The organism is Peribacillus sp. NPDC056705, assembly GCF_043656335.1.
Genome location: NZ_JBHTYI010000003.1, coordinates 280,352 through 293,236 on the forward strand (window position 1 = coordinate 280,352; position 12,885 = coordinate 293,236).

At 39.9% G+C, this 12,885-nt stretch carries 12 protein-coding genes; 4 read left to right on the plus strand and 8 right to left on the minus strand.

What is annotated here, in order from left to right; genetic code table 11:
- The first annotated feature begins 23 nt into the window (after nucleotides 1-23).
- Nucleotides 24-1,481: an aminotransferase class I/II-fold pyridoxal phosphate-dependent enzyme gene (locus tag ACFRAK_RS06040; RefSeq protein WP_260284154.1), complete on the plus strand. Its 1,458-nt coding sequence runs from the start codon at nucleotides 24-26 to the stop codon at nucleotides 1,479-1,481.
- 175 nt (nucleotides 1,482-1,656) lie between these two features.
- On the opposite strand, the gene ACFRAK_RS06045 is transcribed toward ACFRAK_RS06040, so the two are convergent.
- On the minus strand, nucleotides 1,657-1,782 hold the full coding sequence (locus tag ACFRAK_RS06045; protein ID WP_072272684.1) for a GapA-binding peptide SR1P: 126 nt from the start codon (nucleotides 1,780-1,782) through the stop codon (nucleotides 1,657-1,659).
- Nucleotides 1,783-2,118: 336 nt separating this feature from the next.
- Between ACFRAK_RS06045 and ACFRAK_RS06050 the strand changes: the two genes are divergently transcribed.
- Nucleotides 2,119-2,553: a DUF1885 family protein gene (locus ACFRAK_RS06050; RefSeq protein WP_394571419.1), complete on the plus strand. Its 435-nt coding sequence runs from the start codon at nucleotides 2,119-2,121 to the stop codon at nucleotides 2,551-2,553.
- A 26-nt stretch (nucleotides 2,554-2,579) separates the two neighbouring features.
- On the opposite strand, the gene ACFRAK_RS06055 is transcribed toward ACFRAK_RS06050, so the two are convergent.
- From ACFRAK_RS06055 to ACFRAK_RS06080, 6 genes are all read right to left on the minus strand, one after another.
- On the minus strand, nucleotides 2,580-3,407 hold the full coding sequence (locus ACFRAK_RS06055; RefSeq protein ID WP_387599638.1) for a polysaccharide deacetylase family protein: 828 nt from the start codon (nucleotides 3,405-3,407) through the stop codon (nucleotides 2,580-2,582).
- Between the two features lie 577 nt (nucleotides 3,408-3,984).
- On the minus strand, nucleotides 3,985-5,397 hold the full coding sequence (lpdA, locus tag ACFRAK_RS06060; RefSeq protein ID WP_387599636.1) for a dihydrolipoyl dehydrogenase: 1,413 nt from the start codon (nucleotides 5,395-5,397) through the stop codon (nucleotides 3,985-3,987).
- A 3-nt stretch (nucleotides 5,398-5,400) separates the two neighbouring features.
- The gene (locus ACFRAK_RS06065; protein WP_387599633.1) at nucleotides 5,401-6,759 is read right to left on the minus strand and encodes a dihydrolipoamide acetyltransferase family protein; all 1,359 of its coding nucleotides are present in this window, start codon (nucleotides 6,757-6,759) and stop codon (nucleotides 5,401-5,403) included.
- Nucleotides 6,760-6,878: 119 nt separating this feature from the next.
- Nucleotides 6,879-7,856 carry an alpha-ketoacid dehydrogenase subunit beta gene (locus tag ACFRAK_RS06070; RefSeq protein ID WP_076366780.1) on the minus strand — a complete coding sequence of 326 codons (978 nt, stop codon included), beginning with the start codon at nucleotides 7,854-7,856 and terminating at the stop codon, nucleotides 6,879-6,881.
- Nucleotides 7,857-7,859: 3 nt separating this feature from the next.
- A complete protein-coding gene (gene pdhA, locus ACFRAK_RS06075) occupies nucleotides 7,860-8,975 on the minus strand; it encodes a pyruvate dehydrogenase (acetyl-transferring) E1 component subunit alpha (RefSeq protein WP_192203915.1) in 1,116 nt (371 codons plus the stop codon).
- Nucleotides 8,976-9,617: 642 nt separating this feature from the next.
- Nucleotides 9,618-10,277: a YkyA family protein gene (locus ACFRAK_RS06080; RefSeq protein ID WP_387599628.1), complete on the minus strand. Its 660-nt coding sequence runs from the start codon at nucleotides 10,275-10,277 to the stop codon at nucleotides 9,618-9,620.
- A gap of 215 nt (nucleotides 10,278-10,492) precedes the next feature.
- Here ACFRAK_RS06080 and ACFRAK_RS06085 point away from each other — a divergent pair, with 215 nt between their 5' ends.
- Nucleotides 10,493-10,663: a YjcZ family sporulation protein gene (locus ACFRAK_RS06085; protein ID WP_387599626.1), complete on the plus strand. Its 171-nt coding sequence runs from the start codon at nucleotides 10,493-10,495 to the stop codon at nucleotides 10,661-10,663.
- Between the two features lie 239 nt (nucleotides 10,664-10,902).
- Nucleotides 10,903-11,457: a peptide deformylase gene (gene def / locus ACFRAK_RS06090; RefSeq protein ID WP_394571420.1), complete on the plus strand. Its 555-nt coding sequence runs from the start codon at nucleotides 10,903-10,905 to the stop codon at nucleotides 11,455-11,457.
- A 48-nt stretch (nucleotides 11,458-11,505) separates the two neighbouring features.
- On the opposite strand, the gene ACFRAK_RS06095 is transcribed toward def, so the two are convergent.
- A complete protein-coding gene (locus ACFRAK_RS06095) occupies nucleotides 11,506-12,273 on the minus strand; it encodes a Cof-type HAD-IIB family hydrolase (protein ID WP_260284149.1) in 768 nt (255 codons plus the stop codon).
- Nucleotides 12,274-12,885: the final 612 nt, after the last annotated feature.

Genomic DNA, 12,885 nt, shown 5'->3' on the forward strand with positions numbered 1-12,885 from the left:
TATTGAAAAGGGGCCACAAAGAATTGTCACAGAATGAAACACCCTTATACACTGCCTTATTGCAGCATGCAAAAAAAAATCCCGTTCAATTTCATATTCCAGGCCATAAAAAAGGGAAAGGAATGGACGCTGATTTCCGTAATTTCATTGGAGAAAATGCATTATCCATAGATTTAATCAATATCGCTCCACTCGATGATCTCCATCAGCCAAAGGGGATCATTAAACAAGCTCAGGATCTTGCCGCGGAAGCTTTTGGGGCGGATCACACATTCTTTTCCGTTCAAGGAACAAGTGGAGCGATCATGACAATGGTCATGACAGTCTGCGGACCTGGGGACAAAATCATCGTCCCAAGGAATGTACATAAATCCGTTATGTCTGCCATTGTATTTTCCGGAGCTGTTCCCATTTTCATCAATCCTGAAATAGACAAAGATTTGGGCATCTCACACGGAATCACCGTCGATGCCGTCGAGAAAACTTTAAAGGAACATAGCGATGCAAAAGGATTGCTTGTCATCAATCCAACCTATTTCGGCATTTCGGCCGATTTGCAAAAAATAGTGGAAGTTGCTCATTCCCGCCAAATCCCAGTACTGGTGGATGAAGCACATGGTGTCCATATACACTTCCATGAAGACTTGCCCATGTCAGCCATGCAAGCTGGAGCAGATATGGCTGCAACGAGTGTTCATAAACTGGGCGGTTCACTAACGGGAAGTTCCATATTAAATGTTAAGAACGGTTTGGTTTCCGCAAATCGTGTTCAAGCCATATTGAGCATGCTCACAACCACCTCAACCTCCTATATCCTACTGGCTTCCCTGGATACGGCCAGAAGACAACTTGCGACGGTAGGGAGGGAAATGATTGATGAAGCGATCAATCTCGCAGGGTATATCCGTGAGGCTGTTAATGAGATTCCTTATCTTTATTGTGTCGGCAGCGAAATTCTCGAGAGTGAGGCAGCCTTTAGTTATGACCCGACTAAATTAATCATATCCATCAAGGAATTGAATATTACCGGATACGACGTTGAGAAATGGCTTCGTGAAAAGCATAATATCGAAGTGGAACTTTCTGACTTGTACAATATCCTTTGCCTGATAACACCTGGAGACTCAAAAACAGAAGCGGATCTTCTGATTGCTGCCCTTAGAGACTTGGCGGATGAGTTTAAGGAAATGGCGGCTGAACATGAAAAAATCGAGGTCCTGCTTCCTGATACACCACCACTGGCTTTATCACCAAGGGAGGCATTTTATGCAGACACCGAAGTGGTTCCCATTGAGGAATCTGTCGGCAAAATTAGCGCTGAGTTCATCATGGTTTACCCGCCTGGAATTCCGATCTTCATACCAGGGGAATTGATTACTGAAGATAATATCAATTACATCCGGAAAAACATCGAGGCCGGCCTTCCTGTTCAAGGCCCTGAGGACCCAGAAATAAAATATTTACGCATCATTAAAAATTGATTGATTCCATCAAACCAGAGCAAAGTGCTGCTCTGGTTTTTTTGCCCCTTATTATTGAGCAAGCAACTCCCGATCAACTGAAGATTTCGCTTCATTAACTTCTATAAAAAGGGTGCCCCAGGTTACAATCCTGAAACACCCTTAAATTCTATTAATCTTATTATCCTTTTTCGATTTATTTTTCAGAGGCAGCTGTATCACAGCTTTGGCAGTTGTGATTGTGTGTATATAGTACACTTACTTTTTCATCTTCAAAATGTTCAATCGTGCTATTGCAAGTTTGACATACGATAGTTCCCATTTTTACAACCCCTTCCTCTATATTGTATGCATCAATAACGTAATGTAACCGCTTTATCTGAATTATAATATAACACATTTATTATTTCAAGTTAAAAAGTATAACATATATGCTTTTTTTCCATTTAATGAACACTCATGTTGGAATAAATTGACTTTAATCGTTCGTTAGAGTGATTCCTTTTTGGACCCTGGAGTTCATTTCATCGCACCCCTTACTTTTGCATAGCAAGGTGAAAAAGGAATTTCGCCTTTTAATTTACATATAGATATGTATATAATACATCCATAAAATGTTAATATATTCTTATATCCTATCGATCTAAGGGGGATCCACATGACTGAAAATGCCTATATCAAACTCGTTCCTGAGTCCGTGAAAGGGACTGTAACCATCGAAGACGTGAAAGAATTGCTGAACTATTATCAAATGATCACAGCGAAAACCGGAAAGCAACTGGATTGGGACTATGATAAGAAAGCATTTCCTTATGAAATGAAAGAACCAGAAAAGATGAAAGATAAGGCCATATACCTCCAATCCATAGAAGATCGATATCACATGATATTAATAGGCGTTGACCAAGAAGTCGTTAAGGATGAAGATGGATCAGAGCGGATTCAATCCTATATCCAGTTCACCCTCCCTGAAACAGCAACTTTCGGTGATAAGGGGAAAGCTAATGAACTGTGCAAGTTCCTTGCAAAGAAATTACGGGCGCAGCTACATCTCTTCAATAAACGGGTGATGTATTATTATCCAAGGAAATAAAAAAACCTGCAGAAGCCGGAATTGCCTCATGCAGGCGTTTCAATTAACTTTGGATCAAGGATCTCATAACCTTCCTTTTGAAAACCTTTCACGATATCCTCGATGGCTTCACTCGTCCATTTCCGGTCATGCATCAGTAAGTTCGCACCATTTCCTAAATAAGGGCTGTTCAACATGATTTCCGTTAACGCTGTTTTATCCTGATATCCTTTTTCCCAGTCATATCCATATGTCCAATTCATGACCAACATTTTTTCTTTCTCAGCGACTTTTTTTGAATGCTCGGTATTCGATCCAAATGGCGCCCTAAAGTACTTCGGGCTTACCCCTGTAATGCCTTCTACCATATTGTTCAATTTTACGATTTCCCGCTCTTGTTCTTTTTCGGTCAACTGTTTTAAATTCACATGGGAATAAGTATGATTACCGATAGAAAAACCCATTTCATGAATTTCTTTTAGCATCGCCTTATTTTCATCATTTTCAAGAAAGTGACCGTTCACGAAAAAAATAGCAGGTACTTCAAGGCGCTTCAGGGTCTGGGCGATTTTCAGAGAATATTTATCAGGTGCATCATCAAATGTTAACAGTACAACTTTCGGATTTGAATCCCCAATTGGTTTAAATGACCAATTATTTTCGTCCACCTGATATTCTGCCTTTACATTTCCAGCGTCAATCGTTTTTGACGTTTCGTTTTCCGGGTCTTTCTCTTGCTGGCTTTCATCTTGGACCGTTGTTGTCGTTTCCACACTTTTTTGATTTTCATTTTCTGTTGGACCGGAACTCGGTCCATTACATGCCATCAATAAAAATGATACTAATGTAAATAATGCTACTCCTTTGTTAATCATGATTCCTCCGTGGTTTCTTGTGTCATAGCGGCTTGCTTAAATTTTAATAAAGGGGTACTAGCGTTTCCAAAAGGATTTGCAAAATACCGTAGCATAATAGACTTATCACGGTAACTAGCATTGTTCGCCTATTGGATTTTAAAATCATTTTGCCAATGTAAATGGCTAGATAGGAAAAGACCAGAAACATGAATACTTTGAAAACGAATCGATCGTTAACAGACAGCCATTCAACTAAGGTATACCCACTCCAAACGATTAGTTGAAAGAGGATTACCAGATAATTTTTCAAGTGATCCACCCCATTTTAATATGAATATATCAGCCATGATCTCTTTATTGGCAAAAAATATTCAATTAACATCGCTCATCTTATTTTTTATCCTTTATTACCTTTCTCAAAACCTTTCAAGGAGAAAAAGTAAGAAGTCCTTTTTATAGCTTATGCCCTTTTAGCCCTTTTCATTTAACTAGCGTGAAGAAAATGATGAATGGGGAGTCATCCTTCATATTCGGATATATGCCAAACAAAAAAAAGCGTACTGCATGGGGCAGTACGCTTTTTTATAAAAATCGATTACTTGATGATGTGAATAGGAGTTCCAAGGGCAACTTCAGCAGCTTCCATTGTAATTTCCCCTAAAGTTGGATGTGCATGGATTGTCATTGCGATATCTTCGGCAGTCATTCCTGCTTCGATAGCCAGACCAAGTTCTGCAATCATATCAGAAGCGTTTGGTCCTGCAATTTGTGCTCCTATAACCAATCCGTCTTCTTTGCGAGTGATAAGCTTCACAAATCCGTCCGTATTATTTAAAGAAAGAGCTCGTCCATTTGCAGCGAATGGGAATTTAGAAGCAAGCGCTTCGATTCCAGCTTCCTTCGCTTCTTTTTCATTATAACCGACAGAAGCAAGTTCCGGTTCAGAGAATACAACAGCCGGAATAGCAAGATAGTCGATTTCAGATGTATGACCTGCAATGGCTTCAGCAGCAATTTTACCTTCATAAGAAGCTTTATGAGCCAACTGAGGTCCAGAAACGATATCACCGATTGCGTAAATGTTTTTCACGCTTGTACGGCATTGTTTATCCGTTTCGATCAAACCACGGTCAGTCATTTTGATTCCGACTTGCTCCAGGCCGATCTCTGCCGTATTTGGACGACGTCCAACTGTTACTAATACGTAATCGGCTTCAACTTTTTTCTCTTCGCCTTTTACTTCATAAGTAACGGTTACACCTGTTTCAGTTTCTTCCACACCTTTTGCATTTGCTTTAGTGACAATTTCAGCACCCTTGTTTTTAAGGTTACGCTTAACAAGTGCTGCCATTTGTTTTTCAAAGCCTGCAGAAAGGATTTCTTCAGTACCCTCAAGGATGGTCACTTTAGTGCCGAAGCTTGCGAATGCTCCGCCAAGCTCAGTACCAATGTAACCTCCGCCGATTACCACGATCGAACCTGGAACTTCTTCCAAAGCAAGAGCACCAGTGGAATTAAGTACACGTTTCGTATATTTAAATGACGGAATCTCGATTGGCGATGAACCAGTGGCGATGATTGCGTTTTTAAATGTATATGTTTGGGCTGAGTCTTCATTCATAACACGGATGCTGTTTTCATCAACGAAATAAGCTTCACCAGTTACAACATCAACGTTATTACCTTTTAATAGGCTGCTTACACCGCCTGTTAATTTTTTAACAACAGAACCTTTCCAAGCTTGTACTTTAGAAAAATCAACAGAAACTTTTTCTGCAAAGATACCCATATCTTCTGAATGCTGAGCATCATGGAAACGGTGTCCAGCCGAAATTAAAGCTTTTGATGGGATACAGCCTACATTCAAACAAACTCCGCCGATTGTTCCTTTTTCAACGACCGTTACTTTCTGCCCAAGCTGTGCTGCGCGAATTGCGGCAACATATCCCCCTGGGCCTGAACCGATCACTAAAGTATCTGTTTCGATTGGAAAATCTCCTACTACCATTGTTTACGCCTCCATTAACAATAATTCTGGGTCGTTCAATAACTTTTTGATATGATTCAATGCATGTTGAGCTGTAGCTCCATCAATCATGCGGTGATCAAAGCTCAGTGATAATGCCAGAACTGGAGCGGCGATAATTTCCCCGTCGCGTACAATTGCTTTTTCGGCAATGCGTCCAATCCCTAGAATGGCAACTTCTGGATGATTGATTACAGGTGTGAACCATTGACCGCCTGCGGAACCGATATTCGTAATGGAGCAAGAAGCACCTTTCATTTCGTTAGGAGCCAATTTGCCGTCACGGGCTTTCGTCGCTAATTCATTAATTTCTTGTGAAATAGCAAAAGTTGATTTACGATCTGCATCTTTTACAACCGGAACGAGCAGTCCTTTGTCTGTGTCTGCCGCAATTCCGATATTGTAATAGTGTTTATGGATAATCTCACTAGCCTCATCATCAAATGATGTGTTAAGCATAGGGAATTCACGCAATGCACTTGTTAACGCTTTAACAACATAAGGTAGGAATGTAAGCTTGATTCCTTTTTGTGCAGCAATTTCCTTGAATTTCTTACGGTGAGCAACCAATAGCGTCACATCGACTTCATCCATTAATGTAACATGTGGAGCTGTCTGTTTGGATTTCACCATGGCTTTGGCGATCGCTTTTCTCATGCCGCTCATTTTTTCGCGAGTTTCAGGATATTGCCCTTCTGGAATTGTAACTTTTTGTTTTTCGGTTGTTTCCGTATCATTTTGTTGTGAAGCTTCACTTTGAGCTTCAGGTTGCTGTGGAGCAGTTTTGCCGTTTTTGAAAGCATCTATGTCATCTTTCATGATGCGGCCATTATCTCCAGAACCAGAAATCTCACGAATATTTACCCCTTGTTCGCGCGCATATTTCCTAACAGAAGGCATGGCGATGATACGTCGTGAAGGATCTGCATCAACTTGTGGTTGTGCTCCCGCGCCCGTTACACCATTATTTTCTTGAACCGGAGCAGCCTCTTTCTTGACTTCCTGTCCAGCTTCAGCTGTTGCTTGAACCTGGGCCTCCGTATTCTTCTCACCTTCTGCCTTCGCTTCTTCTCCATGGTCCCCTTTAAACTGAAGATTTTCATAACCTGGAGCATCGAATGTTACAAGTACATCGCCAACAACGGCAACCGTTCCTTCTTCAACAAGGATTTCTTCCACGGTACCTTCCACCGGTGATGGGATTTCAACAACGGCCTTATCGTTCTGAACCTCGCAAAGCACGTCATCTTCTTGAATCTTATCTCCTGGTTTTACAAACCATTTCACTATTTCACCTTCGTGTATACCTTCTCCGATATCAGGGAGTCTAAATTGGAATGCCACTGAGTTCAACCTCCTATATTAAATCATACTTAGTGCTTTGAATAAAGTCCTTTATCTTGCATTACCGTTAATGCGATATTACTTTCCCAAGCAGGACATTCATTCCATTACTCAAGATGTTAAAACTTCAAGACTTTAGTCGCCGTTTCAATAATGTCTTTATAATTAGGGAGCCATACTGTTTCAGCTTGTGAAAACGGGAATACCGTATCAGCAGCCGCCACCCGCAGTACCGGAGCATCCAAGCTCAAAATGGCACGTTCGTTAATTTCCGCTACGACATTCGCTGCAATACCAGCTTGCTTTTGTGCTTCTTGAACAACGATAGCGCGTCCAGTTTTTTCTACAGAAGCAATGATCGTATCGATATCCAATGGAGAAACAGTCCGTAAGTCGACCACTTCGACGGAATGACCTTCCTTAGCCAATTCCTCAGCTGCCTTGATGGATTCCTGTACCATTGCACCATACGTAATAATGGATAAATCCGTTCCTTCTCTTTTAACATCGGCTTTTCCCAACGGAATTGTATACTCTTCTTCAGGCACTTCCTGACGGAAAGAGCGGTACAATTTCATGTGCTCAAGGAAAATGACAGGGTCATTATCACGAATAGCTGAAATCAATAAGCCTTTTGCATCGTAAGGAGTGGAAGGGATAACTACCTTTAACCCTGGTTGCTGGGCCATTAAACCTTCCAAGCTATCAGCGTGCATTTCCGGAGTATGCACTCCGCCTCCAAAAGGTGAGCGAATTGTAACCGGTGCACTGTAACGTCCGCCTGAACGGTAGCGCATACGAGCAAGCTGACCGCTTACGGAATCCATTACTTCATATACAAACCCGAAGAATTGAATTTCAGGAACAGGACGGAAACCTTGTAAAGAAAGACCGACCGCTAATCCACCGATTCCAGATTCAGCAAGAGGTGTATCGAATACACGATCTTCACCGAATTCTTTTTGAAGATTTTCCGTCGCACGGAAAACTCCTCCATTAACACCAACATCTTCCCCAAAAACGAGTACATTCTCGTCATTCTTAAGTTCTGTACGTAATGCTTCTGTAATTGCTTGAATCATCGTCAATTGAGCCATGGCTTACTTCGACTCCTTCTCTTTATAAATTTCATATTGTTCTTTTAAGTTATAAGGCATTTCTTCATACATGTTTTCAATAAGGTCTGTAACCTTTTGCTTAGGTTCTGCATCTGCCAATTTGATCGCTTCTTTAATATCGTCTTTTGCTTTTTCTATCGTTTCGTTCTCTAATTCTTCATTCCAAAGTTTTTTGTTTTCCAAGAACTTGCGGAAACGAACCAATGGATCTTTCAGTTCCCACTCGTTATCCATTTCGGAAGTACGGTAACGTGTCGGGTCATCCCCAGCCATCGTATGCGGACCATAACGGTAAGTTAATGTTTCAATCAATGTAGGGCCTTCACCATTAATTGCACGTTCACGCGCTTCTTTAACGGCTGTATAAACGGCCAACGCATCCATACCATCAACTTGGATGCCTGGGATACCTGCAGCCACACCCTTCTGGGCTAATGTTTTCGCTGCTGATTGCAAATCAACCGGAGTCGAGATTGCGAAACGGTTATTTTGCACGATGAAGATAGCCGGCGCTTTAAATGCACCTGCAAAGTTAATTCCCTCATAGAAGTCACCTTGTGAGGTTCCGCCGTCACCCGTATATGTGATGGCTACAGCTTTTTTTCCGCGTTTCTTCAACCCAAGAGCAACACCTGCAGCTTGAATATATTGAGCGCCGATAATGATTTGAGGGGAAATTACATTGACGTCTTCAGGAATTTGATTTCCCTTAAAATGTCCCCGGGAGAACAAGAATGCTTGCCAAAGCGGAAGGCCATGCCAAACGATTTGCGGAACATCACGGTAGCCAGGCAGAATGAAATCTTCTTTTTCCAAAGCATACTGGGAAGCGATTTGAGATGCTTCTTGACCGGCAGTCGGTGCATAGAAACCTAATCTGCCTTGGCGGTTCAGTGATATAGAACGTTGATCCAAGATTCGTGTATATACCATACGACGCATTAATTCTTGCAATTGTTCATCACTTAAATCAGGCATTGCCGCTTCATTAACGACTTCTCCCTCTTCATTTAAAATTTGAAAAGTTTCAAATTGTTCTTCTACTTTCTTAAGCTGATCCTGAACATTAATTTTAGCTTGTTTAGTTTTTTGAGCCATTTGGCACCTCATCCTTTCATTAAAAAGGTTTGCTATTATTATTCTATAAAGCAAAAATAGTTTGCTTTTTAGTTTCTTCAACCATTCATTCTTTTATTTTTCCCTTAAGACCAATCCCCAAACGTGGATATGCTTAATATGTCTCAATCTTATTCTGTACCATAAAAAAAATCAAGGAAAATGATACAAGAATTTTTATAGATTAAGTTTACAAGATGAATTAACATCAAGTCAATCACTTGGAGTTCCTTATAATTTTGATTTAATAGAATTTCCAATACTCATACTTCTTCTCTGTATTAGTTTTCACTTTACAACTGTACTATTAAATTTCCCCTATTTTTCAATTTAAGGATTGCGAAGGATAACATTTAAACCCCCCAGCATATCGGATCGATTCCAAAACCGCTTAAACTATAGGCATTTGAGCCGTCGGAATAATATTCCAAAAAAATACTCAAACGCTTTCATATAAGTCTGCTGTTAGAATTTTGATTATCGTTTTTTTTTAGTACAGGTATGGAATCCCGCATCAAGGTGGTTGCACAAAAAAGGCCATTCTAGAATTTTTCTGTCCCTACATGAACTGGATTGAACAAAATATGGGCTGTGAGTGAGAATCACAGCCCATCATTATTTATATTATTTTGTTGAATCAGCCATTTCTATGCCGGAACTATCATAAAAACTTTCTTTTTTTTGATTTGATTTTTCCGTTAATGCATTAAATTCCTCATTTGCTTTCAGAACCTTTGTATAAGAAGTATTTATTTTCTTGATTTGCACTTGTAATTCATCCATTTTCAAATCCTCTTTTTTAAAAAGTTCATATAATTCACGATCATAAGCCAGACTTTGTTGATAAGCATCATATAAATTATCGTAGGTGCTATAGCGCTCACTCATGACCTTTTTCATTTCAGTCGCTTCTTTTTTTATTTTTTCATCCTCTATTTTCCCGATTTGTTCATCTATCTGATTGAATTGTTCTTTTGAGGATTGCATACTGCTTTGTTCCTTTTCAATTATTTTTTCCCTTTGGTCGATATTCTTGGTGGCTTCATCTGAAAGCTCGACAATCTGTTTATAATCATCCAATCCAAGTTTAATGATTTTCTCATATTTTTCTTTTTCTTTTTTCTCCAAATCATTAAGAGGCTCTTGATGTTCGGTGAAATCACTTTCCTTATCTGCAGTTTTCTCTAGGATTTTGTGGATTCTTTCTTCCGGTGAACCATTAAAACAACCAGTCAATATCACTAAAGAAAGAAGTAAAATAACATATGGACCAAAACGCTTCAACTTAGACAGCTCCTTCTAATAGTACTTCGATGATTCATTTTTCTCTAAATTCCCTTATTAGCAGCAAACACTTGTTACAATCATATTCCAAACAGGTTTTTTTCATTACTGGGCGCTAGCCTACACCCTTTAAGCCATACTGCATAGGCTGTAGTGACCGTTTCAAATCAGAGTGGTCAGTATTTTAATAATACAAAAAACGGAGGTATGAAATTATGTATGGAGGTTACAACCAGGAATGCTGTTATCCGGTTTCCGTTGCACCCAGCTATGGTTATGGTGATGGTTATGGCTATGGTGGTGGAGGCTGCGGCTTTGGAAGCGGCTTCGCTCTAATCATTGTCCTGTTCATTCTGTTAATCATTGTCGGCGCGTGCTTATGCTAACCAGGTAATTACTATTACCTTTACCCGAAAATGTTAACTATTTACCCTGAATAACAAAAAATGATTTATTTTTTTTAAATAGACCTTAACACGCAAATAATATAATGGCTGGGATAGGAATTAATGACTTGATTCCATCCCTTCCATTTTTCTTTCATTAGACATCCATTAACTTTCAGTGTTTTTTTTGTTAAAATAACCCTATACATATTATAAGAATTTTTGCGGGGTGAAAGATAATGCTTACCATGGATGATTTTGTTAATGAAGACGATCCAATCTTAAGGCAAGTCGCGGTAGAGGTTCCGCTTCCGGCATCAAAAGAAGATAAGCAACTTTTAGAAAGCTTGATGGAATATATCCAAAACAGCCAGAATCCCGATATTTCTGCACTATTCGGGCTAAGGGCAGGAATTGGCTTGGCTGCACCACAGGTGAATGTTTCAAAAAGGATGATCGCGGTTCATTTGAAAGAAAAAGATGGTCAACTGTATAGCTATGCACTTTTCAACCCTAAACTCATCAGCCATTCAGTGGGAAAAGCATATTTGACATCCGGAGAAGGCTGCCTTTCCGTAAATCGTCCCGTTTCCGGCTATGTGCCCCGTTATGCTCGAATAACGGTTGTGGGTACGGACCTGGAAGGAAAATCGGTTCAACTCCGCCTGAAAGGCATCGCAGCCATTTGCTTTCAGCATGAAATCGACCACCTTAATGGAATCATGTTTTTTGATCATATCAATCCGGAAGACCCCTATGCCATTCCGGAAAATTCAATTGCGTTGGAAAGGTAACGCAATAAGCAAAACCCCTGTCTGTTGGCTGACGGGGGTTTTGTTTTTTTATATCAGTTCCAGTTCCTTCAAACCAAAAAGTATGCCATCATCATCGACATCCTTCGTTACAAAGTCTGCCTCTTGCTTCACCAGTTGACCGGCATTCCCCATTGCCACGCCATATCCCGCTACTTTTAACATCTCTATATCATTTAAGCCATCTCCAAAGGCGTAAACATCCTCCAAAGCAAACCCGACTTTTTCCATTAATATTTTAATGCCTTCAGCTTTTGAACCCCCGAATGGAAGTACATCCGTTGAATATTCATGCCATCTAATGAAATGAAAGTCGTCATATTTCCCAACAAAGTTCCCTTCTTCATCTTCCGAACAGAATAATAAGGCTTGATATATATCATGGTCCTCATAAAAATCTGCCACATGTTCAGGGTGGGGAAACTTCAGGCTGCTTAATGCTTCTTCGATTCTGCTATGATGTGGAACACTCGATTTCATTGTCTCCTCATTCATGAAAACGATCGGTATTTCATTTTTTTCAGCATGTTCGTGGAGCCGTTTTATCTCAGGTATGCTCAAAGGGTTTTTATAAACGACTTTCCCTTCAAAAACAACGTATTGTCCATTGAAACTTACAAATGTATCGATGCCAAGCTCTTCCCTTAAAGATTCGAACATGAACGGAGCCCTTCCTGTGGCAATCGCTACAAAAACCCCGCTATCCTGCAGTTGCTTAATGGCTTTTTTTGTTGAAGCAGGTAACTTTTTTTCATGATCGAGCAATGTTCCGTCAATATCAAAGAATACGATTTTCACTAACAATTCACTTCCAATTCATTCATTTTTCCTTTTTAATATGTACCCATTTAATAATTGTCATCAAGATAAGTCAAGTAACATAACTGGATTCCACTCAATTTACGTTTTTTATTCATGAATGGGCATATACTATTCTTAATAGTGACAACTCAGGCTTTCTTAGATTATTTCTCTCCCATCCTTCTATCCTCCAAAATCCCAGCCGCTTGTTTGAATGAGCCTTTTTTTTCAAAAATGGGCCAAGTACCTGTAAAGACGTATTTACATTATTGAATAATCCTATACAATAATAGTAAGGGAGCGTGATCGCCATGTTAAAAAAGCTTCGTAAAAAGCTTGCTAAACAGTGGAAAGATCTTTTAAGAAAAAAATCTATCGCATGATTTGCCACTCATTCCTGCCTTGGCCGTCATCCATATGCGAATTTTTTTCGGACAGCTCTTCAAAAACTTGCGAAGGGCTTCTTCCTTGTTGTAAAGTTCTTGTTAAGCATTCTTTCTATCTTGGCTTTTATATGGTCAGGGGGATACATATTTCAAATAAAGATATGAGTCGTTGTGTTTTCATGAAACGCTGACACAGTCGTACTGTTTTAATTAGAAAGAAATC

Bases quoted from the DNA above. Each gene is read 5' to 3' on its own strand.
- ACFRAK_RS06070 (WP_076366780.1), bottom strand. From the start codon at position 7,856: ATGGCTCAATTGACGATGATTCAAGCAATTACAGAAGCATTACGTACA.
- lpdA (WP_387599636.1), bottom strand. From the start codon at position 5,397: ATGGTAGTAGGAGATTTTCCAATCGAAACAGATACTTTAGTGATCGGT.
- def (WP_394571420.1), top strand. From the start codon at position 10,903: ATGCTTACCATGGATGATTTTGTTAATGAAGACGATCCAATCTTAAGG.
- ACFRAK_RS06055 (WP_387599638.1), bottom strand. From the start codon at position 3,407: ATGATTAACAAAGGAGTAGCATTATTTACATTAGTATCATTTTTATTG.
- ACFRAK_RS06085 (WP_387599626.1), top strand. From the start codon at position 10,493: ATGTATGGAGGTTACAACCAGGAATGCTGTTATCCGGTTTCCGTTGCA.
- ACFRAK_RS06050 (WP_394571419.1), top strand. From the start codon at position 2,119: ATGACTGAAAATGCCTATATCAAACTCGTTCCTGAGTCCGTGAAAGGG.
- pdhA (WP_192203915.1), bottom strand. From the start codon at position 8,975: ATGGCTCAAAAAACTAAACAAGCTAAAATTAATGTTCAGGATCAGCTT.
- ACFRAK_RS06045 (WP_072272684.1), bottom strand. From the start codon at position 1,782: ATGGGAACTATCGTATGTCAAACTTGCAATAGCACGATTGAACATTTT.